21 protein-coding genes, 1 pseudogene and 2 riboswitches are annotated in these 23,685 nt (G+C 65.5%); of the genes and pseudogenes, 6 read left to right on the forward strand and 16 right to left on the reverse strand.

Annotated features, from left to right (window positions below; all coding sequences use genetic code 11):
* Window positions 1-30 precede the first annotated feature (30 nt).
* The 4 genes from BI347_RS19915 to BI347_RS19930 all read left to right on the forward strand — a co-directional run bounded on the left by BI347_RS19915 (window position 31) and on the right by BI347_RS19930 (window position 5,055).
* Window positions 31-570: a GNAT family N-acetyltransferase gene (locus BI347_RS19915; RefSeq protein WP_071116863.1), complete on the forward strand. Its 540-nt coding sequence runs from the start codon at window positions 31-33 to the stop codon at window positions 568-570.
* Window positions 571-704: 134 nt separating this feature from the next.
* Window positions 705-3,209 carry a DUF3141 domain-containing protein gene (locus BI347_RS19920; protein WP_071116864.1) on the forward strand — a complete coding sequence of 835 codons (2,505 nt, stop codon included), beginning with the start codon at window positions 705-707 and terminating at the stop codon, window positions 3,207-3,209.
* Between the two features lie 71 nt (window positions 3,210-3,280).
* Window positions 3,281-3,367, forward strand: a riboswitch (glycine riboswitch).
* A gap of 4 nt (window positions 3,368-3,371) precedes the next feature.
* Window positions 3,372-3,469, forward strand: a riboswitch (glycine riboswitch).
* Window positions 3,470-3,623: 154 nt separating this feature from the next.
* A complete protein-coding gene (locus BI347_RS19925; protein WP_071113839.1) occupies window positions 3,624-4,238 on the forward strand; it encodes a trimeric intracellular cation channel family protein in 615 nt (204 codons plus the stop codon).
* 55 nt (window positions 4,239-4,293) lie between these two features.
* Window positions 4,294-5,055 (forward strand): TIGR02117 family protein, encoded by a 762-nt coding sequence (locus BI347_RS19930; protein WP_139167271.1) that lies wholly within the window; start codon window positions 4,294-4,296, stop codon window positions 5,053-5,055.
* A gap of 204 nt (window positions 5,056-5,259) precedes the next feature.
* Here BI347_RS19930 and BI347_RS23070 read toward each other — a convergent pair.
* Window positions 5,260-5,505, reverse strand: a pseudogene (locus tag BI347_RS23070) (IS5/IS1182 family transposase); the annotation flags it as partial.
* Between the two features lie 312 nt (window positions 5,506-5,817).
* Here BI347_RS23070 and BI347_RS19940 point away from each other — a divergent pair.
* Window positions 5,818-6,525: a response regulator transcription factor gene (locus BI347_RS19940; RefSeq protein ID WP_071116867.1), complete on the forward strand. Its 708-nt coding sequence runs from the start codon at window positions 5,818-5,820 to the stop codon at window positions 6,523-6,525.
* The gene (locus tag BI347_RS19945; RefSeq protein ID WP_083339073.1) at window positions 6,522-8,888 is read left to right on the forward strand and encodes an ATP-binding protein; all 2,367 of its coding nucleotides are present in this window, start codon (window positions 6,522-6,524) and stop codon (window positions 8,886-8,888) included. Before BI347_RS19940 ends, BI347_RS19945 begins: the two co-directional genes overlap by 4 nt.
* On the opposite strand, the gene BI347_RS19950 is transcribed toward BI347_RS19945, so the two are convergent.
* The 15 genes from BI347_RS19950 to spaK form a co-directional block, all read right to left on the reverse strand.
* Complete coding sequence (locus BI347_RS19950) at window positions 8,885-9,133, reverse strand: acyl carrier protein (protein ID WP_071116868.1); 249 nt, start codon at window positions 9,131-9,133, stop codon at window positions 8,885-8,887. The two genes, BI347_RS19945 and BI347_RS19950, sit on opposite strands and share 4 nt — an antisense overlap.
* On the reverse strand, window positions 9,117-11,423 hold the full coding sequence (locus BI347_RS19955; RefSeq protein ID WP_083339074.1) for a hypothetical protein: 2,307 nt from the start codon (window positions 11,421-11,423) through the stop codon (window positions 9,117-9,119). The genes BI347_RS19950 and BI347_RS19955 overlap by 17 nt, the downstream gene beginning before the upstream one ends.
* A gap of 22 nt (window positions 11,424-11,445) precedes the next feature.
* Window positions 11,446-12,624 carry a type III secretion system needle tip protein SctA gene (gene sctA / locus BI347_RS19960; protein WP_071113126.1) on the reverse strand — a complete coding sequence of 393 codons (1,179 nt, stop codon included), beginning with the start codon at window positions 12,622-12,624 and terminating at the stop codon, window positions 11,446-11,448.
* Between the two features lie 139 nt (window positions 12,625-12,763).
* On the reverse strand, window positions 12,764-14,020 hold the full coding sequence (locus BI347_RS19965; protein ID WP_083339075.1) for an IpaC/SipC family type III secretion system needle tip complex protein: 1,257 nt from the start codon (window positions 14,018-14,020) through the stop codon (window positions 12,764-12,766).
* A gap of 19 nt (window positions 14,021-14,039) precedes the next feature.
* On the reverse strand, window positions 14,040-15,785 hold the full coding sequence (locus BI347_RS19970) for a type III secretion system needle tip complex protein (protein WP_071116870.1): 1,746 nt from the start codon (window positions 15,783-15,785) through the stop codon (window positions 14,040-14,042).
* On the reverse strand, window positions 15,782-16,285 hold the full coding sequence (gene sicA / locus BI347_RS19975) for a type III secretion system translocator chaperone SicA (RefSeq protein WP_071116871.1): 504 nt from the start codon (window positions 16,283-16,285) through the stop codon (window positions 15,782-15,784). The genes BI347_RS19970 and sicA overlap by 4 nt, the downstream gene beginning before the upstream one ends.
* Before the next feature lie 219 nt (window positions 16,286-16,504).
* Window positions 16,505-17,569, reverse strand: a complete 1,065-nt coding sequence (locus tag BI347_RS19980) for an EscU/YscU/HrcU family type III secretion system export apparatus switch protein (RefSeq protein ID WP_071116872.1) — start codon at window positions 17,567-17,569, stop codon at window positions 16,505-16,507.
* A 1-nt stretch (window position 17,570) separates the two neighbouring features.
* A complete protein-coding gene (gene sctT, locus BI347_RS19985; protein WP_071113129.1) occupies window positions 17,571-18,344 on the reverse strand; it encodes a type III secretion system export apparatus subunit SctT in 774 nt (257 codons plus the stop codon).
* A 2-nt stretch (window positions 18,345-18,346) separates the two neighbouring features.
* Window positions 18,347-18,607, reverse strand: coding sequence for an EscS/YscS/HrcS family type III secretion system export apparatus protein (locus tag BI347_RS19990; protein WP_071113130.1), 261 nt, complete (start codon window positions 18,605-18,607; stop codon window positions 18,347-18,349).
* Between the two features lie 348 nt (window positions 18,608-18,955).
* Window positions 18,956-19,615 carry an EscR/YscR/HrcR family type III secretion system export apparatus protein gene (locus BI347_RS19995; protein ID WP_071113131.1) on the reverse strand — a complete coding sequence of 220 codons (660 nt, stop codon included), beginning with the start codon at window positions 19,613-19,615 and terminating at the stop codon, window positions 18,956-18,958.
* The gene (locus BI347_RS20000; protein ID WP_071116873.1) at window positions 19,605-20,504 is read right to left on the reverse strand and encodes a YscQ/HrcQ family type III secretion apparatus protein; all 900 of its coding nucleotides are present in this window, start codon (window positions 20,502-20,504) and stop codon (window positions 19,605-19,607) included. Before BI347_RS20000 ends, BI347_RS19995 begins: the two co-directional genes overlap by 11 nt.
* Window positions 20,504-21,550, reverse strand: a complete 1,047-nt coding sequence (locus BI347_RS20005; RefSeq protein WP_071116874.1) for a SpaN/EivJ family type III secretion system needle length determinant — start codon at window positions 21,548-21,550, stop codon at window positions 20,504-20,506. Before BI347_RS20005 ends, BI347_RS20000 begins: the two co-directional genes overlap by 1 nt.
* Window positions 21,538-21,993 carry a hypothetical protein gene (locus BI347_RS20010; protein ID WP_071113134.1) on the reverse strand — a complete coding sequence of 152 codons (456 nt, stop codon included), beginning with the start codon at window positions 21,991-21,993 and terminating at the stop codon, window positions 21,538-21,540. Before BI347_RS20010 ends, BI347_RS20005 begins: the two co-directional genes overlap by 13 nt.
* Window positions 21,977-23,266, reverse strand: coding sequence for a type III secretion system ATPase SctN (gene sctN, locus BI347_RS20015; RefSeq protein WP_071116875.1), 1,290 nt, complete (start codon window positions 23,264-23,266; stop codon window positions 21,977-21,979). The genes BI347_RS20010 and sctN overlap by 17 nt, the downstream gene beginning before the upstream one ends.
* Window positions 23,263-23,670: an SPI-1 type III secretion system chaperone SpaK gene (spaK, locus tag BI347_RS20020; protein WP_071116876.1), complete on the reverse strand. Its 408-nt coding sequence runs from the start codon at window positions 23,668-23,670 to the stop codon at window positions 23,263-23,265. Before spaK ends, sctN begins: the two co-directional genes overlap by 4 nt.
* Between the last annotated feature and the right edge of the window lie 15 nt (window positions 23,671-23,685).

A 23,685-nucleotide genomic window follows, 5' to 3' on the forward strand; every position in this document is an offset into this window, starting at 1 on the left:
CCCGGTTTCCCGCACCGGATGGTTGAAAACATGTTCACGCTGCGCCCGCTGGCCGAAACCGACTCCCTGGAACAACTGACCGCGCTGCTGCACCGCGCCTACGCTCAGCTGGCCTCAATGGGCCTGCGCTACACCGCGGTGGACCAGAGCGTGGCCGTGACCCGCCGCCGCATCGCCGGCGGCCACTGCCTGCTGGCATGGCGCGGGAATGCGCTGGCCGGCACCATCACGGTGCATCATCCGCTGCCGGCCTCGCCCTGCCCGCAATTCCGCCAGCCGGATGGCGCGGTGCTGATGCAGTTCGGCGTCGATCCCGTCTGGCAAGGCTGCGGCCTGGGCTCCCTGCTGATGGACGCCGCCGAAGCCTGGGCCCGCAGCCAGGGCTATCTGCGCATCCGCCTGGACACCGCCAAACCCGCGTCCCATCTGGTGGAGCGCTACGGCAAGCGCGGCTACCGCGTCGAGGCCCCGCTGCAATGGCCGGACAAAGCCTACGCCAGCGTGGTGATGGTCAAGGAACTGGAAACGGCCGCAGCGACTCGAACTCCTGTTTGCGCCGCAACAAATTGATGGCTGCGCGCCACAGACCAGGCTCAGACCATCCGCTTTTATTGCATTGCAGCATCAAGCGAGTACAGTGGCGTCCATGGCCTTGTCATCGGCCGCCACGCCTGTCTCCATCTTTTCCAAAGCAAGGGGTTGCAATGTGGTCAGCTACTGCAGTTCAAGGCGGGACTCCCCCGTTCGCACAACCGCTGTTTGATTACTGGCTGGACGCCTGCCAGCGCGGCATCCTGTACTGGGACGTGCTCTACCAGCGCGGCGCCACTTACCTGGAACACTGTGAGAGCGGCAAGCCGCCGGTGCTGGTGTTCGACCACAAGATCATCCAGGACGGGCGCGAACTGCCCGATCCGGCCAATTACGCGCTGGCGGCCATCGCGCCGCCGCCCAGTTGCCCGCCCACCAACCCGGCCCTGCGTCCCTTCGTGGTGATAGACCCGCGCGCCGGCCACGGCCCGGGCATAGGCGGCTTCAAAATGGACAGCGAAATCGGCATCGCGCTGCAACAAGGCCACCCCTGCTACTTCGTGATGTTCTTCCCACAGCCCGAGCCCGGCCAGACCATAGAAAGCGTCAGCAAGGCCGAAGGCGCCTTCCTCAAGCGTGTCAACGAGCTGCACCCCGACTCCGACGGCAAACCCTTCGTCATTGGCAACTGCCAGGGCGGCTGGGCGCTGGCGATGCTGGCCGCGGTGGCGCCGGAACTGGTGGGCCCCATCCTGCTGGCCGGATCGCCGCTGTCCTACTGGGCCGGCGTCCGCGGCAAAAATCCGATGCGCTACGCCGGCGGGCTGAACGGCGGCACCTGGACCGCGTCGCTGGCCGGCGATCTGGGCAACGGCCACTTCGACGGGGCCCACCTGGTCAACAACTTCGAAAAACTGGACCCGGCCAACACCCTGTGGAAGAAGTCTTACAACCTTTACTCCAAGGTGGATACCGAACCGCAACGCTATCTGGACTTCGAGCGCTGGTGGGGCGGCCATTACCTGCTCAACAAGGTAGAGATGGAGTGGATCGCCCAGAAACTGTTCGTCGGCAACGATCTGGTCCACGGCAAGATCGCCAGCCATGATGGCAAGGTGCGGGTGGACATGCGCAACATCCGCTCGCCCATCGTGGTGTTCGCCTCCTGGGGCGACAACATCACCCCGCCGCAACAGGCGCTGAACTGGATCGCCGACCTCTACGACAGCGTCGAGGACATCCGCGACAACGAACAGACCATCGTCTACGCACTGCACAGCAAGGTGGGACACCTGGGCATCTTCGTGTCCGCCGGCATCGCCAACAAGGAACACAGCGAATTCGCCAGCGCGCTGGACCTGATAGACGTGCTGGCCCCCGGCCTGTATGAAGCCATCATCGAAGACATCGCGCCGGACGCGCCCGGCCAGGAATACATAGAAGGTCGCTACATCATCCGCTTCGAAGCGCGCGACGTGCCCGACATCCTGGCACTGGACGACGGCCGCGACGACGAACGCGCCTTCGAGGTGGTGAAGCGGGTGTCGGAGATCAACCAGGGCGTGTACGACCGCTACCTCTCCCCCGCGCTGCGCGCCATCGGCAACGAAGCCAGCGCCCGCCTGCTGCGCGAGCTCCACCCGGCCCGGCTGGAACGCACGCTGATCTCTCCGAAGAATCCCTGGCTGTGGTGGCTGCCCGGCCTCGCCGCCCAAGTGCGCGAACAACGCCGGCCAGTGGCGGAAAGCAACCCGCTGTGGCAATGGCAGGAGCAGCTCTCCCATTTCATCGCCCAGTCGCTGGACCAATACCGCGACCTGCGCGATGCCACCCAGGAGCAACTGTTCCGCGCCGTCTACGAGTCGCCGCAGCTGGCTACCCTGGTCGGCGTGCGGCCAGCCAGCGAGCCGCGCAAGCACGTGCTGGCCTGGGAAAGCCGCGAGCTAGCGCGCCTGAAGCGCGAGGCGCTGGACCCCAGCTTTGAGCAGGGCACGCTGGCCGACGGCTTCGTCCGGCTGCTGCTGTACGTCAGCATCGGCATGGGCGTGGTGGATGAGCGGCCGTTCAACGCCATCCGCCGCGTGATGCGCGACGTGCGCCACGAATACCCGCTGACGCTGATGCAGCTCAAGGACATCGTCCGCCACCAGATATTCTTGGTGCGACTGGATGCGCCGCGCGCGCTGCAGGGCTTGACCCTGCTGCTACCTGACCCGCACCGCCGCCATCAGGCGTGGATGCTGGCGCGCGACCTGCTGTCATTGCGCGGCGCCATACCTCCGGAACATCAGGCACGGCTGGACGAAGTAGCGCAAGTGTTGCAGTTGGAAATCAACGGGCAAGCCAGGGCCGAACCGCCCGCCGCGCCTGCGATCCAGCTATTGCCCAAACCCGCTGCCGCCAAGCCATCGGCAAAACCCGCAACCACCTCCGCTCCAGCGGTCAAGCCCAAATCCGGCAAACCTGCCGCCACGCGTCAGACCGCGAAAACCGCGCCGGAAAACAGACCGACAGCCCAAGCCGCGGTGAAGTCGGAGGAAGCCAAGCCAGTTGTCGCGGCCAAGCCGGCCAGCGCGCGAAAAGCGCCGGCCAAGGCCAATGGCCAGGTGCCGGGAGAGGCCGCGCCGGCCAAAACCGGCAAGACAAGTCCCCGCGCCAAACCGCAAGCCAAATCCTGACCGAGCACAGCCGGGGCGCAAACGCGCCCCGGTGCTGCCGTTGACTATTCCAATAGCAAAAGCTAATATAGTGACTCTCTGCGGGAGAGAGGGGCCACGCCCCCGCCGAAGACGCAAGCTCCCATAATCGCTCAGGCAAGCCGTACCGCAGTGTTTCATTGATTCAAGCCGATTGGAGAGAGGCTGCCGCGAGCAGCCCACCGAAGGGGCAAGTGGCCAAAGGCCATGCAACTCTCAGGTAAAAGGACAAGGGGAGAGGCTGTTCCGTAGCCCGGAATCCACCCAGGAGTCTGCCTTGTCCCGCTCTTCATCCAGCGGCGCGCCCGACGTTTTCCGGCGCCCTGCACTCGTTCCGTTCCCGCTTCCCCGTCTGCCGGCCCCTCCGGCGCGCAACTGCCGCAATCGTGTGAAATCATGCTGACCCTGATCTATCTCATCGCCATCACCGCCGAAGCGATGACCGGCGCCCTGGCCGCCGGCCGCCGCAATATGGATATTTTTGGTGTGACCGTCATCGCCTTCCTCACAGCCCTCGGCGGTGGCACCGTGCGCGACATCGTGCTGGGCCGCTACCCGATAGGCTGGACCCAACATCCGGAATACGTGCTGCTGGTAGTGGCCGGCGGCATCGCCGCAGTGCTGGCCGCCCGCTTCATGCGCCACCTGAACCGGCTGTTTCTGGTGCTGGACGCATTGGGCCTGGTGGCCTTCACCATCATCGGCTGCGATGTGGCGCTAGGCATGCACTACCATCCGGTGATCGTGGTGATGGCTGGCATGATCACCGGCATCGCCGGCGGCATCCTGCGCGACGTGCTGTGCAACCGCGTGCCCATCGTGTTCCGCCGCGAGTTGTACGCCAGCGTGTCGCTGCTGGTGGCCATGCTCTATCTGGGCCTGAATCTGCTGAACGTGCCGCACGACTACAATATCGCCGCCAGCTTCGCTTTTGGCCTGGCCCTGCGCCTGACCGCGTTATGGCGCGAATGGCAGCTGCCGGTCTTCGCCTATAGGCACGACCACCATTGAGCCACCCGACACCCCGCCCCGCGGGGTGTTTTGTTATGGCGCGGATTGCGCTGCCTTGTCGCCACCGGGGAGGAGTGCGATCATCCGCCATCCATCTTCCCTTCGCGGAACCATGAGCCAAGAGCATCCACGCCCCGCAAGCCGCCTCCGATTCCTGGCACCTCTCGCTCTGACAGGCCTGTTGGCCATGCCTGCGGCCTACCTGCAGGCCGCGCTGGCGCTCGGCCTGCTGCCAGCCAACCGCGACTGGCAAGCGCCAGCTGCGGGCATCCCCATTTACCTGGACAGCAACGGCGTGCATACCGGCCTGGTGCTGCCTATGCGAAACAGCCAGATGGACTGGAGCGCGCGGTTTCCGCCGCGGCAGATTCTTCGCGCCGACCGCTTTGCGGCCTCTCCTTACATCGCCATAGGCTGGGGCAGCCGCACCTTCTTTCTGCAAACGCAGACCTGGGCCGACCTGACGCCAGGCAAAGCCCTGGCGGCGCTGGCTTCAGACGACAGCGTGCTACACGTGGAATATCAGCCCCAACCCAGCGAAAGCGCCAATACGCGCAAAATGCTGCTCACCCCGGGCCAATACGCAAAGCTGGTGGATTTCATTTCCCAAAGCATGCCCATCGACGCCGACGGAAAACCTTTGTGGCTCAAGGATTACCACTATGACGGCAATGACGCCTTTTATCAGGCCAACGGCAACTACAACCCATTGATGACCTGCAATCAATGGACGCGCAACGCGCTGAACGCCGCCGGCGTGCGCACGGCTTTATGGTCCCCTTTTGGTCAGGCTTTGCTCTGGCATGCGGGCAGCTAGAGCCTCCTCGGAGACCCACGACAGCGCCACACACCTGTCCTTTTATTTAGGTACAAAAACACTGTCAGACAATCGATTGCAACTCAAGCACTCCTTCCTTTCAAAATGACGGTTTCCGCTTAATAGCCAATCGATGCCCTCTATCCGAGGGGCTTTGTTGCATAACCCCGCCCAAGAACGTGCGTCTCCTTGTCCAGAGCGAATTCAGTTCATCGCTGCCACCGCCACGGTCTTCGGGCGGCCCAGAGCGGTAAAATGGTTCAAAAACGCCGCGCGCACTTGCAGTTCCGCCACCTGTCGATCAAAGGTGCGCGCCATCACTCGGCTACACGGTCGCTTGAAACCGTGCATCTTCGTTTCCGCCAGACTGCGGCGGTGATAGCCGCTCCAGCGTTTCCAGATTCGTCTCCCCAAGCGTTTGCACGCCGCGATCGCGGCGTTGCGCACCTCGCTGCCGGTGATTTTCGACTTCGACGGCTTGGCATTGCCAACAAACCATGCCCCAACATGAAACAAAAAGCCATTGGCATTTGATTAAAAATAAATAAAAATCAAATGCATAAAATGCTCGAAGCTCCTCCAGCATCCTGTGGTTTCGCGGCCGCGCCGAGTAGAATCGACTGAGGGGAAAGCGCTAGCCGCGCACTCGCCATGACAAAAACAGCCATGCCGCGCTTTCACTCGGCAGCATGCATAATCAACAATGGAACGGCAGGGCCGGCCATGCCGGCCCCTGCGGCGAGCATCCGTGGGGAAAAAAACATGTCCAATAGCAAATCTGTCACAGGCCAGTCCCTCCATCCCATCCGCATCGCACTGCTGGACGATCATCTGATGATCCTGCATGGCCTGGCCAGCCATCTGGCTGGCGTGCCAGATCTGCAGATTACCGGCAGTTTCACGGCCAGCAGCCAGTTGATCCAAGCCCTGGCCAACGAGCAAGGAGACCGCGCCGATGTAGTGGTGATTGATTACACGCTGCGCCCCGACGACATCGATGGCATCAATCTGATCCGGGCGCTGCGGATACGCTTTCCACCGCTGCGCCTTCTGGTGATGTCCGCTTATTACACTCCCGCCACCGTCGCGTTGGCCTTGCGCGGCGGCGCCCATGGCTTCATCGGCAAGGAGCAGGGACTGGACGAGTTGGTGGCAGCCATCCGCGCGCTGGCCGCAGGCCGCGACTACCTCAGCGCGGAGATGTCGCAAGCGCTGCAGGCCAGACAGGACAAACCGGAACCTCCGCCGCACGGCCCCAGTCCCACCTTGCTCGACCATCCCGACCTGTCGCCGCGCGAACGCGAAGTGTTGCGCTGCTGTCTGCACGGCTTGTCGGTGAGCGACATCGCGGCCAAGTTCTCGCGCAGCATCAAGACCATCAGCAACCAGAAGCAGTCGGCGCTGAAAAAACTCGGCCTGCGGCGCGACAACGAACTGTTCCAACTGCAACACCGGCTGGAGGACAAATGAAGCCGGCATCGAGGCTGCGCAACGGAGGCCCGCTCCTGGCGGCCCTGCTGGCCCTGGTCCTGCTGCTCGGTCACAGCCAGAGCATGGCCAGCACCTTCAATGCGCCGGAACGCGCCTGGCTGTCCCGCCAGCCAGTGGTGCGCTACGCGATAGACCCGCACGGCTGGCCGATCGAATACCTTGAGCAAGACGAGCACAAGGGCCTGACCCAGGAGTATCTGCAGCGGATAGCAGACATCAGCGGCATCCGCTTCCAATTGGTGCCGGTGCAAAACCGCTTCCAGGCGATGACGATGATGCTGCAAGGCCGGTTGGACCTGCTCACCGCCACCTCGCCCAAGCTGATTCCTGCGCCGTTCAATCAGCAGATGCTGTTTACCGACCCCTATTTTTCCGGCAGCACCCTGCTGGTCACCCGGGCGGACAAGCCCATCGTATTCGATCCCGCCAAACTTAACGGCAAGACTGTCGCGGTTGAGCAAGGCGATCCCTACGAGTACTTCCTGCGTCAGTACTATCCCGACATACATATCGTGCCGGCCGCCACGCCGCTGGCGGCGCTGGACGCGGTAGCGGAAAACCGCGCCTATGCCGCAGTCGGCCTGGACGCCACCTTGCAGGCAGTAATCCAGCGCCGCTATTACGGCACGCTGCATATCGCCGGCAGCGTCAGCGAGATGCCGCGTCTGGTGTCGATGGCGGTCAACCTGCGCCAACCGATGCTGCGCGACATCATCAACAAATCGCTGGCGCAACTCACCGCTGAAGACACCGACGCCATCCTCTACACCTGGCTGCGGACCACAGACTACGGCATGCCGTCATGGCGCTCCATCGCCCGTTATTACGCTTTCGAGCTCACCGCGCTGGGCATCGGCCTGCTGGCACTGGTGCTGCTGGCGCAGCGCGCGCGAGCCGCCCAGCGGGCGGCTCAACGCAGCGAGGCGGAAAAATCGCTATTCCTGGCGATGATGAGCCACGAAATCCGCACGCCGATGAATGCCATCCTGGCCTCGGTGGAGCTGCTGCGCCGCGCCGCGCTGCCGCCGCGCGAACAAGAGCTGGCGGCGCTGGCCAACGCCTCGGCGGTCAATCTGTTGGAATTGCTGGACAATGTGCTGGACATATCGAAGCTGGACGCCCAGCGGCTGGCTCTGGAGCCGGTGCCCACAGACATGGAGGCCCTGGCCGCCGGCGTGGCGGCCATCTACCGGACCTGCGCGGAAAAAAAGGGCTTGCGGCTGAACGTGCAACTGGCGGGACTGGACAACCATCAAGTCATGCTGGACCCGGTGCGGATAAGGCAAATCCTCAGCAATCTGCTGAGCAATGCAGTGAAATTCACCCATCAGGGCGAGGTGCTGCTGCGGGTGGATCTGCAGCTGGCCGACCAGGAAAACGGCGTTCTTCTGATCACGGTGCAAGATACCGGCATCGGCATTGCGCCGGAGCAGCAAAGCCGGCTGTTCTCGGCCTTCTCCCAGGCGGACGACACCACTCGCCGCTATGGCGGCTCCGGTCTGGGGCTGGCCATTTGCCGCCAACTAGTGGAACTGATGGCCGGCAGCATTGCGCTGTCCAGCCTGCCGGGCCTCGGCACAACCATGACCCTGCGGCTGCCGGTGCGCAGTGTGCCGCCTCAGGCAAGCCATATCGAGGGCGAATCCTCCGTAGGGCCATCGCGGCCGGAACCTGGGCATGCGCCGATCCTGGTGGTGGAAGACCAGCCGGCCAACCGCTTCGTCATTGCCCAGCAGCTGCAAGAACTGGGCTACCTTGCCGTGATGGCGGAGGACGCCGCCGCTGCGCTGGCGCTGCTGGACCAGGGGCAGTGCTTCTCCATGGTGCTGCTGGATTGCAATCTGCCCGGCGTCAACGGCTACGAGCTGGCGCAACGGCTGCGTCGCCATCCGGCGCTGCAATTGCAGCCCCACCTGCCCATCGTGGCCATTTCCGCCACGACCGGCATCGAGCACCAGCAACGCTGCCTGGACAGCGGCATGGACAGCTGTTTGTCCAAGCCTTTGCGGCTGGAGCAATTGGAGCAGATCCTGACGCTATGGCTGGACCACCGGCCCGCCAAACCCAGCGAACCTGCCGCGCCACCGCCGGCCAACCAACTGGAGCAGGTGTTCCGCTCCAGTTGCGCCGACGACGCCAGCCAGTTGGAACAAGCCCTGCGCGAGCGCGACTGGCAACTGGCCATCCACCACGCCCACCGCCTGCGCGGCGCCGCGCTGGCGGCAGGCCGCGAGGAACTGGCCGCCGCCGCCCGCCGCTTCGAGTCCCTGCTGCGCCGGCCGCCGCCGCCGGACCACGACCTGCAAGCTCTCCGGGACGCGCTGCGTCGCGCGCTGGACTAAGCGGCCGCCGCCAGTTGGCGCGCCACCGCCGCCTGCACATCCGCCACCGTGCGGATGGCCGCGATGTCGTCGACGCCGATGTCGATGCCAAACTCGTCGTTCAGCGCCATCACCATGTCCAGCAGCTCCAGCGAATCGGCGTACAGCTCGTCCACCAGCCGCGCCGACGGCTGGATGCGGGCGGCGTCGGCGGCCAGGCAGGCGCCGATCACCGCCCTGACCCGCGCGTCAATGCCGCTTCGCATCTACGCGCTCCCTGGCCGCGGCGGCGTTCACGTGCTGGCCATCGACAGTAAGGATGACGTCGGACGACGCCGTCTGCGGCGTTCGGCGTCCGGCCTCCTCCGCAGCATCCAGCCCCAGCGCGCCAAAAAGCCGGGTCAGCAGCGGATTGGGCGCGCTGCCGCGCAACAACGCGGTTTCGCGGACCATCTGGCGTGCGAAGCCAGCCAATGCCTGGCGCTGCGGATGGCGCGCTATCACCGGGAGAAGACGCTCCAGTTCCGGCTCCAGCTTCTCTGCCCGGCCACCGGCGAACGCCTCCAGCACCGGCACCCGGCCGAAACTCGGCAACAATGCGTCGCGGCTCTTCTCGAAAGCGATCCGTCGCGCCGCCGGCGTCGCCGGGTCGGCCTGCAAAGCGTCGCGCAGCGCACCCAACAGCAACTCGCCGGCTATGCGCGGCTGATCGACGAACCGCTGGCTGCGCAGATAGGCCGCAGTGGGTAGATTGCGCAATGGCGCTCGGCTCAGCTCGATATCGGCGAAGCCGTCAACCGGCGCCGCCGATACCAGCGATGCCGCAGCAGCAGCTGATGCACGCTGCGGTTGCGGCGCCGCTGGCGACACGCTCTGCGCCGGCCGCGCCCAGTCCAGCAAGCGCGCCACCACACTATCCGGTTGCCAGTCGCCGGCGGCTAGATTGGTCAGCCGCGCCAGCTTTTGCACTTGGCCTCGCAGTTGATCGCGTTGCGCATGGGCGTCCAGCGCGTTGTGCAGCGTCGTCCACTGTCCCTCGTCCAGAGGGCGCTGATAAGGTTGCGGCACGCCGTCCCGCGCCGGAGCCTCGCGCAGAAAACTGTCGCGCACCGCTATAAGCGCGGCCTGCTCCGGCATTGATGCCAGCTCTCCGCCGTTCAGCCGCAGCGCATTTCGCAGGTCGGTGATCAGCGCCCGCGCAGCCGGATGGGCGTCGCCGTTCAGATGAAAACCGGCAGAGCGCAGCACCGTCTCCGGGTAGTAGCTGCGCCATACCGCGAACGGCAAGGCCGTCCGGCCAGATATGGGCTCTTGCGCGGCCAGCGCCGGGCCGGCCCCGGCGCCTACACCCGCGCCGTCATCTGCCCGGCCCCGCGGCTCGGCGTCGGCTGGGGTCTGCGTCGAGACGCTGGCGCGTCGCCCGCCGATGTCCATTTCACGGCGTGGCGCGGCCTCTTCGCCGGCAGGCCGGGCGCCGCTGCGTCCAGCGGCGGGATCGCGGCCGAGATCGGCCGGCTGCGCCGCACGGCCCTGAAGATGGCGCAGCCGCAACGACACCGCCAGCGACGTCGGGCTGTCACCCCCGCGCCGCCTGCCGCCATGATGGTGGGCGATATGCCGGCTGTTGTCGATATGCCGGCTGTTGTCGATATGAATGTCGCCGATATTGATGGTGACGCCGGCAGTTGGCGGCGTCGAACCGTTGTCTGCGCCTGGCGCGGCGGTCGGCGGCGGTTCAGCCCGCGCCTCCGCCGCAGGCGGCTGCAGCTGCGCCAGCACATTGCGCAACAGCAAAGGCAGCACCGCCACGGTATCCAGATCGCGCGCCAGCTTGCCGACCCCCAGGCCATGCAAATCCTGCAACTGGCCGCGCGCGGCGCGCAGCGCTTCAAAAGCCTGGAAGGCCGCGCGGTCGAACACGCCGCATAACTGGCTCAGCATCTCCTCGTTCAGTTGCCCGCCCAGTTGATGCTCCAGATACTGTCGAACGAAAGGCATAACCTCGTCGCGCATCATAGCGTCGCCCAGCCGCGCGGCGTCCCCCGCCAGATGCTTGGCGGCGAACTGCGCCAGCTGACGCTCCAGCCCGCTGCGCAACCGATAGCCTTTGGCGTTTTTCGGCGTCCATGGGCCGAAGGCGGAACGCTCTCCCAGACCGTCCTTCAGTATCTGTTCCGCGTACCGGCGCGCCTGCCCGTCCAGCACGCCGCGCGCCTCAGTGCTCAGGCCTGCTTGCCGCGACAACTGATGATAGACTTTGGCGAATTCGGCGACTTCCAGCTTGGCATAGACATTGGTCGAGCCGTGGTACACATCGCGCAGCGCGTCGGCGCGGCCGATATTGGCGAACAGCGCATCCAGGCTGCGGTTGGCGAAGCCGGCCTGGTAGCCGGCCAGATCGCCGTCTGACAGCGCGCGCGTCGCCGGCATGCCGGCGCGACCTTCGGCGGCGCTCAGCTGCCGGGCCAGTCCGGTGCGCGGCGAGCCGGCGCCGGCATGAAGCGCGCTCAGGTCCGGACAAGACGCAGCGCGCGACAATGAAGCGGTAATAGTCATATCGCTTGCTCCCAATCAGGTGTCAAATCTGCAGAAAGGACTTGGCGGTTTCCAGACAGCTGCTGATGGTGCTGCTCAAAACCTTGACCAGGTTGTCAAACAGCGAATTGGCATTGCTGTATTTCTGGGTCAGCGTCTGCAGCGTGTTTTTCAGGTTCTCTTCCTGAGCCTTGAAGCCGGACTGCCAGGACTGGAACTTGGCGTTGTCCATTTCAACCACGCCGGAGCCCAGCTTGCCGACGTTATCGATCATCGTGCTGACCGGCGTCATGTCGATCACCACCACCCACTTGCCATCAGCGGACTGCTTGACGCAGGAGTCAGGCAGGCCCATCTCGGCAGCCCATTTCTCGGCATCGCTCTTGCTGCCGCCCTGAACCGAAGTCGCGCCCTTTGCTTGCACGGGAAAGAGCACGGCCTCCTTATTCGGCAGCGAGAACTTGGTTTTCAGGTCATCTTCCAGCGCGCTCCTCAGCGCCCCAACATCAAGCTTGACCTTGTTGCCGTCACCGCCGGGCGTGATCCAGTTCGCCATTTTCGACAAAATGTCGCTGAACGCCTTGTAGAAAGTGGTGTACTGACCAACGACGTTCTCGTATACGCCCAGGTAGTTGTCCTTGATCTGGCCGATGGCCTTGCTGATCTCCGCCCACAATTCGCTGTCCGACATGCCGTCGTCCGCCACGGCGTTTGCCGAGTACAACATCGGCGCGCCGGCGGAGCGGGCCTGCGGCGGCGCGGCGGCGAACGCGTCTTCCAGGCCCGAACGCAATGCCTGCTTTTGCTCGTCGCTCATCGAGTAAGCGCTTTGCGCCACGCCCTGCAGACTGCCCTCGAACAGCCTGGCGCTGAGGGTCTGGGCGTTCTTGGCCTCGTCCAGCTCGCCCGCCAGCGCTGCGCGCTTGGCAAGCGCCGCCTCGGCCGATGGCGGCACGACGCCGGAGAACGGCGAGCGCTGTTCCACCAGCTTGGTTTCATAAGAGGCCTGCCTCTGAACGCTGCGGCGGACGTCCTGCGCGGCCCGGCTCAGCTCGTCGGCCTTGATCTTGGCGGCGCCCAGCGCGGGAACGGATGGCCCTTGCGCGACCGCGCGCGCCGGCTCGGCGGCGCCGGACGCGTCGGGGCGTTGCGCGGCGGCTTGGGTTTCCGGAGTCTGCGGCCGCGTCAGCGGCATGGAGGTCGAAGTTTGAATGCCGTACATGGAATTCCCCTGCATGGCCAGCGCCGCTACACGTCGGCGGCGCGGGCGGAATCAATGGTGCGGAACGCCGTCCCGGCCGGAAAGGCCGGGACGGCGGGCGGGGCGCTAATGCCGCCCCGCCGCTTTCCGATGGGACGGATCAGATGCGGAGATTGCCGGCGATCGCGGCCATCGCCGAACTCTTGGACTGGCTGATGCCATCCAGCGTGCGCAGCAGTTCCTGAATGATGCTATCGGCTTTGCGGCTGCTTTCGCGGGTTTCCTCGGAAGCCGTACTGGCCACGCGGCTGGAAGCCTGGCTGATCTGCTGCTCTGATTGTTCCAGCGTGGAGGCGTAGCGGCCCGATCCCCCTGCGATACTGCCGGCCGCGGCCGAGCTGTCCATGATGGCCTTGCCGGTGGTCTGCTTGGCCTGGGCCTTAAGCTTGGTGTCATCCAGCGCCCGCTGTTCGGTCTGGCTCTTGACCCCCAGGCCGTCGGCGGTGCCGCCAAGCGCGGTCTCATGTTGCTTGGCCAGGCGCGTGTTGCTGGACTGCAGGCCGATCTGCTCTCCGGCCATGCCGTCGGCCACGCTGCCGGCGGCGCTAGGCTGCCCGCTCAACGCGCTCACCTCCGGACGGGCCGCGCCGTTCTGCGGCTTCAGGCCCACCTGCTTCAGGTTGTCGGCATCGGCGCCCAGCTTGACCGTGTTCTGGCGGCCCAGCGTGGTCTGGACGCTGCGGCCCTCGTCGCCGAGCTTGCTGAGCTTGGGCGCGTTGTTCTTCAACGCGCCGCGCTCGGCATTGAGGCCGTTCAGGCTCTTCTTGGCGCCGACGCCGGTGATGGCCACCTGACCGACGCTCTGCACGATGCTGCTGGACAGGTTGGCGATGCCTTCGCGCACCATGGAGGCCGCCGTGGCCTTGGTCGCGTCGAAGCTGACCAGCGACAGCTTGGTGCTCAACGCATTGTCGGCGGTGCGCAGCGCCGACATCAGCACAATGGCCTGGGACAGCAGCGCGGCCATGCTGGTGGACAGACCGCTGATATCGAAGCCAGCGTCGCCGCCCTCGGTGCTGCGCTGCTTCAGCTCCTTGTCTATCGCCTGCTCAAGCTTGTTGGCCGTGTGCTCGACACCGGCGGTGAAGCCGGCGTCTTCGTACTTGTCGGCCAGCCAGGCGTGCAGCACGCCGGCGTCTTGCGGCTTTAGCTTCGGCTGGGCCAGGTCCGGTTTGCCGGCTAGCGCGCCGGCCAGCTCTCGACCGGCATCGCCGCTCTGGCTCAGTATCGCCTGCAGGGTGCCGACCGAAATCGGCCCGTCCTGCAGGCGCGGCTTGGCTGCGCTGCCGGCCAGATCGACACCGCTCGACGGCAGGCGGGAAGGGAACAGCGGGGAAGATGTAATGGCGTTGCTCATGATCAATTCCTCATATTCTTCAGGCGTGGCTCTGACGCAGCACGAAACGGCCGGCTTCGCCGTTCTGCTGTAGCGCGCTGGACATCGCCGTGGTCAGTTCCTGGGTGATTTTCTGGGTGCTGGCGAACACTTCAACCGCCTGTTTCAGCCATTGTTCGATCTGGTCCATCGCGGCGCGCGCCAGCGTGAAGTCCGCCAGCGCGTCGCTGGCGTTCTTCATGAACACGCCTTGCGCCACATTGCCGCCGGCCTGGGTGGTGGCTTGAGCCACCTCGCCGCCGACCACGATGCGGCCCAGCGTGTTGGCCATCATCTGCTTGGCGGCGGCGTCGGTTTGCAGACCCAGGCTGTTGGCCAAACGCTGGAAGCCCTGGCTCAGCACCTTGCTGCCGTTCTTGGCCAGCTCCTTCATCACCGTGGGCACCATCTTCTTGATGGTGTCGCCCATCAGTTTGCTTAGCGCGCCGCCCAGCTTGCTGGCGGCGCCCTTGCCGACGACAGCCACCACCACCATCACCGCGACCATGGCGACGGCGGCCAGCACCGCGCCGATGATGGCGCCGGCCAGCTCGGCGGTCTTCTTGTCCACCCCCATGCCTTCCAGCGCCTTGGCGATGGCCTTGCCCAACAGGTCCATCAACGGTTTGAGCACCTTGTCCATCAACGGCTTCAAAGCCTCTTCCATGAAGGACACCCCGGTGGTGGCCTTGACCACCTCGTCCGCCACCATCAGCGCGACGCCCACAGCGGCAAGCGCCAGGCTGGCGCCGCCGGTGAATGCTGCGGCCACGACGCTGACCACCGTCAGCACCGCACCCAGAATCTTGCCAATGCACCCCATGGTGCGATTGAGCTCCTCTGCCTTGCGCACCTCTTCCTGGTACTCGGTGGACTTCTTGTCCATTTCCTTCTGTCGGCCTTCCTGCAGCGACTGGAACAGGGCGAGATCGTTTTTCAGGCTTTCTTCGCTGTTCTTGCCGACCAGCTCGACGAACATCGCCATCAGCATCGTCAGCTTGGCGACGTTGGACAAATTGTCATCGCCGGTTTTGCGCGAGACATCGGCATTGACGTTTGCCCCTTGCACCTTGCCGGCCAGATCGTCGGCGATCCTGGCCTTGTCCATGGCCACGACCCGGGCCTTCTCCGCCACGTCGAACGCCTTGTCGGCCTTCTGCTTGGCTTGCAGCGCGTCGGCAGCCGCTTGCTGGCTGGCGGACTGGGCCTCGGCGTAACCGGGTTCGTCCGGAGACATCGCGTCCACCTTGGCCTGGGCGGCCTCGGCTTTTTTCTGCGCGGCCTCCGCCGCCTGCTTGGCGCTGTCGTACTGGCCGGATGCGCTCTTGAAAACCTCGGTGGCTTCGCTCGCCTCCTGGAATGCCTGCTGGAACTCGCGTGAGAGCTTGTCGCCCATCTCGACCTGCGCCTCCATCATCGCCCGCCAAGTGGCGATGCGGCTCTCCAGCTGCGACAACGAGACATCGCCAAGCAGCGACATCAGCTTGCCCAGCAGCAAAGTCAATTTGCCGCTGCCGTCCAGTTCCTCCTTGGCCCTGGGCGTCGGCTGGGTCAGCGCCGGCGTTGCCAGGTCGCGTTCGCGGACCTGGACGTCGCCGTCGCCGGCCTTGGTGGCCAGCACCGACTTCAGCGCCTTGTCCGCGGCGTCGAGAAAGCTGCTGTCCTTGCGGACGCTCTCAAATGCGGTTTCGGCCAGCTTGGGATTGTGCAGATACGCACTGCGGCCTATTGTGCCTGCATCACTCATGCCTGCTCCTTTTTCTGCTGTCGGGACTGCTCGCTCTCGGCTTCCTGCAAGGTGTCCAGATACACTTGGGCTTTGGCGCGCAGCGCTTCGTCCGCGCTTTGCTCGCACACCAGCTCAAAGCATTGCCTGGCCTTGGCGGCCTTGCGCATGAACAGCTGGCACTGGCCAGTGAAGAACACTGGCCGGTAATCGCTCTTGCTCAGCGCAAAGGCCACCGCGTAGAGATCGGCGGCCTTCTGGAACTGCTTCTTCAACTGGCACACGGCGGCCAGGCCCATGATGTAGTCGGGGTTGTAGAAATCGTAGATGCAGAGGAAACGGAAAAAAGTCTCCGCATCGTCGAGCCGTCCCTTGTTGTAAAAATCGTAAGCGTGGGCGTACAGGCCTTCCATCATGTCCTGCGGAATCCCGTGCACGTCCTTCAACGTGGCGCCGCCGCTCACGGCTTCCCAGACCACCTCCGCAAAACGGTCGTCGCTGACATTGTCATTAGCGTTCATATCTGCTCCTGGTAAGGTCACCAACCCGGCAGAGCTGGCTAGCAACCGCCTTCGCCGCGCGGCGCGCGTGAAAAACGGTCGAGATCATTTAAGCGCGGAGCGCCGGGACAAACATTCAGGAATCGCTCATTGCTTGCGCCATGCGCTGCCGCAGCACGGGCAAACCAGCGGTTTCGCTCGCTGTCCGGCTCTCTCCGGCCGGGGGGCGGCGCAAAAAGCTCAGCCAGCCGGCCCCGCCAGCCCATCCTCGGGCGGCCGGTCGGCGTTTTCCACCTGCTCCAGCCATACCAAGAGGCGCAGCACCTCGTCGACCTCGCCCAGGCTGACAAAGGAATAGCGGCGATGGCCGGCGAAGATGCGCCGCGCCAGCGGCACGTCGCGCACCACCGGCACGCCGACTTTCTCGGCATAGGCGCGCACCGCCAGCGCGCGCTGGTTGGTTTCCATGACCGAGACGAAGGGAATCGGCACCACATCGGGACGGAAGTAGATGCCGATGGCGATGTGAGTGGGGTTGGCGATGATCAGACGCGAGTTTTCGATATCGGACTTCACCTGCTCGGACAGGATTTCCATATGCGCCTCGCGGCGGCGCGACTTGACTTCCGGATTGCCTTCCTGCTCCTTCATCTCGCGCTTCACTTCCTGCTTGTCCATCTTCATGTCCTTCATGAACAGGAAGTATTCGGTGATGGCGTCCAGCAGCAGGATCAGCACGATGCAGCCGAGGCAGGTCAGCACCAGCGACAGCAGCAGCTCGCGCCACACCCCCGCCATTTCCAGCGGGCCGCCGTTGAGCTGGGAAAACAGCAACTCCTTGTGCTTGCGCCAGATCACCGTCACCGCCACCGCGAAACTGGCCAGATAAAGCAGCGCCTTTACCGCTTCTTTCACCGTGCGCAAACTGAACAGTTTTTTGAAGCCATTGACCGGATTGAGCGCCGACAGATTCAGCTTCAATGCTTCGCTGGCCAGCACAAAGCCGCTTTGCAGCAGCGCCGGCAGCGCCGAGGCGGCGACGCACAGCAGGAAGATGGGCAGCAAGAGCTTCAGCCCGAGCCAAGCCACAGCCTTGGCGTAGCCCGCCATGTCCAGGCTGAAGCCGCCGGCGATGGCTTGGCGGAAAGCGCCCATCAGTTCCACCAGCGAGCCGAAGGACACCAGATAGGCCACGCCGCACAGCGTGAGGCAGGCCACCACCAGATCGCGGCTTTTGAAGGACTGGCCTTTCTTGGCCGAGTCCTGCAGACGCTTGCGCGTCGGCTGTTCGGTCTTGTTGGACATGTCAGCGCCCCGGCGGCAGCCAGCCGGACAAGGCTCCGGGCTGGAAAGACAGCCGCGACAACGCGTCCGGCAAAACCGGCGCGAAATACAGCAGCATGATCACCAGCGCCACCGCGCTCTTTACCGTCAACGACACCGCGAAGGCGTTCATCTGCGGCGCGAAGCGCGACAGCAGGCCCAGCACCGCCTCGGTCAGCAGCAGCGCCGCCATCACCGGACTGGCCAGCACCACCGATTTGGAGATCACCTGGTTGAGCAGGCCCAGCACGGGGGTCAAAGCCGGCATGCCGCCGCCCAGCGGGTCGCACAGCAGGTAGCTCTGGCGGAACAGGTCCAGCATCAGCCCCATGCCGCCGCCCTGCAGATAGACCGCGGCGGCGAACAGGTTGAATAGATTGGCCAGTTCCGAGGTGTCCACGCCGTTGGCCGGATCGATGCTGCTGCTCAGGGTGGCGCCGCGCTGGTTGTCTATAATGCTGCCCAAGGCATGGAACACCCAGAACGGCCAAGCCAGCAGACAACCCAGCAGCAGGCCCACCGTCGCCTCGCGCGCGATCAACATAACAAAGGGCAGCGCCTCGAAGGCCGGCAGCGCCTCAGGCGAATGCGGCCACAGGCCTAGCGCCACCAGCATCGCCACCGAGGTGCGCACCATCCCGGTCAGCACATTGCTGTTGAGGAAAGGCAGGATGAAGAACACCGGCGCCACCCGGGCAAAGCCCAGCGCCGCCGCGGCCACCCAGCCGTGAATCTCGAAGAACAACCCGAACTGCATCGCTAGCCCTTGGCCAGCGCCAGCCGCATCACTTCGCGGCCGAATCCCAGCAGCGTCTCGCCATACCAGCCGGACAGCAGGAACAGGCACAGGCTGACGCCGAACAGCTTGATGCCGAACGGCAGCGTCTGCTCCTGCAACTGGGTGACGGTCTGGAACAGCCCCACCAGCAAGCCGATGGCGGTGGCGACGATGATGGGCCAGGCCGACATCAACAACACCAGGTACAGCGCCCTGTTGCCGGCGAAAACCAGGTCGTTCATAGGAAAACCTTTCAATCAACAAAAACCGTGCATGCACGGGCCAGAGAGCAAGACGCATCGGAGGCGCCCGCCTCCCCGTCAGCGCAAGTCGTCCCCGCATCCCTCGCCAAGGTTTTAAGCCGCCGTCTGTCTGAGCGATTTGACGCTAGCAAATCGCGAGTTCGGCGGCGCCTTGGCGAGGGGTGCGGGTCGCCTGGGGTTGTCAGGGGGCTGGCGAAACCGCTCCCTGACCTGCCAGCCGGGCAGCCCCGGCCATGAAAATCATCGTCCACGCAGCGGACACTCCGCTTGCCGTTCAAACTGCCGTTCAAAATCTGGCAGCGCCATTTCCTGCCGCCCCGCCGCCCGCTACGTCGCCAGATCCAGGTATTGCAGCACCAGACCCTTGGACAACAGCGTCCAGCCGTCCAGCGCGACGAACAGCACCAGTTTGATCGGCACCGAGATCGTCACCGGACTCATCATCATCATCCCCAGCGCCAGCAAGACGCTGGAGATCACCAGATCCACCACCACGAAGGGCAGATAGAGGTAGAAGCCTATCTTGAACGCGCTCTTGATCTCGCTGAGCGCATAGGCCGGCAGCAAGGCGAAGATGGATGGCTCTTCGTCGACCACGGCATTGCCGGTTTCGCGCTCGCTGCGCTGGGCCTGGGCCTTGTCGAAAAAGCGGGTCAGCTCCGGGTCGGAATATTTCTGCAGATAGCCGCGGTAGCCATCCAGGCCGTTTTCGACGAAATTGCTCACCGACTCGACGCTGTTGAAGCTGACGCGCTCTTCCTGGTAATAGCTGTAGGCCTGCTGGGCGATCGGCAGCATCACGAACATGGACAGCAGCAAGGCGATGCCGTTGAGCGTCATATTGGATGGCACTTGCTGCAGGCCCAGCGCGTTGCGCACCATCACGAACACGATGGAGAACTTGATGAAGCAGGTGCCAGACGCGATCAGGAAAGGCAGCAGCGTGGAGAACGCCAGCAGCGCGATCAGCGAGATATCATTCGACATCGGCCGCACCGTCCCGCCACTGCGCCACCTCCACGCCCAGTTGCCCATCCAGTTGCACCAGCTCGCCGCGTCCCAGCAAGGCGCCGTTGGCGCGCACTTCCACCTGACGCTCGACGCCGGCCTGCAAGGGCAGCAGTTGGCCCTGGCACAATTGCTGCAGCTCGGCCAGCGTCACCCGGCTCTGTTGCAATACGAATTCCAGCCGCACCGGCAGCTGGCTGATGTCGGCCAGCGCCGGTTCATCCTGCGCCGCGGCTTCCTCTGCCTGCCATTCCATGATGATTCCTTCCTCAAATCGTTGATAACGCCCCACAACCCGGCCATGGCAGCTTACCGGCGACGCCGGCTGCTGGATCAGCAGCACATCGCCGCGGCGCACGCTGCGCAACAGGGCCAGGCTGATGCGACTGCTTCCCAGGCCGAACATCAGCGGCGCCGTCAGCCGCTCAAGCCTGGCCGCCGCCGCCGCGGGCAAAAGCCGCGGCGCGGGAGCCTTGGCCAGCCATACCGGCCCCTCCGGCGTAGCCACCCGCAGCAAGGGGCGCTGCGGCAGCTCGCCGCCGTCCAACTGGGCGCCAGCGCGCAGCCGTCCGCCGGCCATGTCCGGCATCGGCCATTGCAACGGTTCGGCGCTGGCCGCGATCAGTTGAGCGACCTGCCGCTCCACCCCGGCGCCGCTGGCCAGCACCGCCAGATCCGGCGCCCGGCTCGCCAACCAGGCCCGCGGTTCCAGCCAGCCCTGCCATCGCTCCTGCTCGTCGGCTATTTCCAGCCAGCGCCCGCTGCGCGGCGGGTAGGCGATTTCCGCCTCCCAGCCTTGCGCCGCCCAGGCCGCCGCGGTCTGCCGCAGCGCCAGCGTCCGGCGGTCCAAATGGCGCAGCTTCAGCATCAGGCGTCCTCCTCGGATTCAGGCTGCTGCCTGTCCCGCTGCTGGCGCTCGCCGCCGTCGCGCGACAGGCTCCACTGCTGCGGATTGCCGTGCTGCCACTGCTCGCCAAGCCGCTGCTGCACCAGGCTGTCCGACGGCTGCAAGGTCAATTGCGCGGCGCCGTGACTCGGCAACAACTGAATGTTGACTGAGTGTTCGCCCCCCCAGCGCTGGAAGCGATAGGTCAGGCCAGGCTGCGACTCGGCTGCCGTCGCCAATGTCGGCATGGCCGGCTGGCTCTCCATCCGCGTTCGCGGCGGCAGCGCGGCGGGCGGCAACTGCGCGGCGGCGGCGGCATGCCGCGCCGGGACCGGCTGATCGGCAATCGCGGCGGCCAACTCGCTCGCCGCCGGCTTGCGCGTTTCACTGCGCGGCTGCTGCGCCGGCAAGCCTGCCGGCGCGTCCCCCGCGGACGGCAGCACCGCCCGCAAATGCTCCTGCAACAACGGCTCCAACCGAGGCGGCGCCGCAATCACCGCCGCGGAGGAAGAGGAAGGCGCTGCCTGCGTTTGCGGGCTGGCCTGGGCATCTTTTTTAGCCGGCTCGGCCTTGTCCTTGCCAACACTGGAACCGGAAAGAATCTCGGCATGCGCCGAGACCTTGGCCGCCGGCAACGGCCCGGCAGCCGGCATTGCCGCCGCCAGCGCCTGCCGGATATCCAGCCTGACCGTGGCTCCGGGCGCCGGCGGCTGCGCGCTTGCCCCTCCGCCTTTGCGCGCCCCCGCCTTCTCCCCGAATTCCGTCCGCGCGCCGCCAACCGCGCCCTGCTCCCGGCGGTAATGCGGCTGCAGCCTGGCGGGCGGAGGCAGCCAGGCCGCCGGCAGCGCCAAGCCGCCTTCCGGCGACGCCTCCTTCTTGTCCTTCTCGTCCCGATCGCGCCCGGGCGTTTGCTCTTCATGCTCCAGCCGGCCGGTCTGCCGGGCGAACGCGCCCGCCACCCCTTCGGCCTCGACGTTCTGAATCTGGGCCACCGCCGCCGGCGCGGTTGTCGGCATCACGCTTGCCATGTCGTTATCTCCTCTTGTTCAGTCTCTTCCAGCCGCAATCGCAGCAGACGCTGACGCCGGCGCTGCGACTGCGCCCAACGCTGGTACTTGTCTTCCTTGCGCAAGCACTGCCGATGCAAGGCCGCTTGCTGCTCGCGCCGCTGCTCCAGTTGCAGGCGCTGCTCCTGCGCCTGCGTCAATTGCAGATCCAGGTTCTGCAGCTGGCGGCGCAGCACCGCCTGCTTGCGCTGCAGGGCGAACAGCTGGCCGCGGTCCAGCACCGTGCCGCCCGGCCGCTGCGCGTGCAGCAGTTGGCGCAAGCCCTGGCTCTGGCTGCGAATGTCCTGCTGGCGACCCTCCAGTTGCCGGTCCTCGCGCGCCAATTGCGCCAGCGCGCTCAGGTGGCGCCGCTGCTCCGCCTGGCAGCGCCTCAGCAGCGCCCGCAGCTCAACCAGCAAGCTCATGCATGCCCCGCAAGGTATCCGCCGGCGGCGAGTATTCATCCATGCCCTGGCGCAGCCACTGCAGCAGCGGCGCCCGCGCCGCCATTGCCCGATCGTTGTCGGCGTTCTCGCCCGGCCGGTACTCGCCCAAATCGATGAACACCTGCAGCTCCTCCAATCGCGCCATCAATCCGCGCACCGCGGCGGCGCTGCGCTGATGCGCGCCGTCCGTCACCCTGCCCGCCACCCGGCTGGCGCTTTTCAGCGCGTCTATCGCCGGATAATGGCCCTGGCCGGCCAGCTTGCGGCTTAGGTAGATGTGGCCATCCAAAATGGAGCGGATCTCGTCCGCCATCGGGTCGGGCTCGTCGTCGCTCTCCAGCAGCACAGTGTAGAAGGCCGTGATGCTGCCGGCTGCCGTGGCGCCGGGCCGCTCCAGCAGGCGCGGCAGGCTGTCGAACACCGAAGCCGGGTAGCCGCGCCGCGCCGGCGGCTCGCCGGCCGCCAGCGCCACGTCGCGCAGGGCGCGGGCGTAACGCGTCATGGAGTCGATGAACAACACCACTTTCTTGCCCTGGTCGCGGAAATGCTCGGCCACCGTGGTGGCCAGCAGCGCGGCGTTGCAACGGTCCACCGACGAGAAGTCGGAGGTGGCGTATACCAGCACGCACCTCTCCCGCCGGGGCGAGGCGCGCAGAGACTCGGCGAACTCGGTCACCTCGCGGCCGCGCTCGCCTATCAGGCCGATCACGAACACATCGGCTTCGGTCTGTTCTATCAACATGTGCATCAACATGGTCTTGCCGCAGCCGGCGGAGGCGAAAATGCCCACCCGCTGGCCGACGCCGCAGGTCAACAAGCCATCTATCGCGCGCACCCCGGTGGCCAACGGCTGGCGTATGCCCACCCGTTGCGAATACGGCGGCGGATCGGCGTCTATGCCGCGCTCCTCGCCCGCCGCGCCCGCCTCCGGGGCAAAACGCTCGACAATCCGGCCGGTCGGGTCCAGCACCGCGCCCAGCGCCGCCTCGCCCACCCAGGCCGACATCGCGCGGCCGGTGGGTTCCAGCACCGCCTCGCGCGACAGCCCGCGGGCGTTGCCTATCAGGCTCAGCACCGCGCGTTCGCGCTGAAAGCCCACCACCTGGGCGCGCGCCACCACCTCGCGGTTCTGCCAGCTGCGGCGGATGTCGCACAACTCGCCTATCGCCACGCCGGGCAAGGCAGCCTCCAGGATCGGGCCGGACAGGCGCTGCGGACTGGCCAGCCGGCGCAACAGGCGCGGCGGCTTCATCGCAGCGTGAACTCGCAGAAACGTTCCAGGCTGTCGAAATAGCCGTTCAAAGCTTCGGAAAAGCGCGCGCCGTCGGCCAGGTACTCCGGATGCACCAGCGCCTTCAGCTCCAGCGCGCCGTCGTTCAGCGCCAGTTGCAACTGGCCGGCGCGGGCAAAGCCGCAACCCTGCATCAGGCCGCCGAGCAGCTCTCCCGCGCGCTGGGCCAGCACCGCCTCGCCATGTTCCGACAGCCGCGCCCACAGCCAGACGTCTCCATCCTGGGCGCTGATATGGATGCTGGGCAGCTCATGCAGATCCAGCGCGATGGTGGAATGGTTGTCCAGCTCTCCCAGCATGGCCGGATTGCAGCCGCTCTCCTGCAATGCCGAGCGGACTAGTTGAGCGATATCCAGTGCGAACATAAGCTTGCCTCCTTG

The sequence above is a fragment of the Chromobacterium sphagni genome, assembly GCF_001855575.1.
GTDB classification, from domain to species: domain Bacteria; phylum Pseudomonadota; class Gammaproteobacteria; order Burkholderiales; family Chromobacteriaceae; genus Chromobacterium; species Chromobacterium sphagni.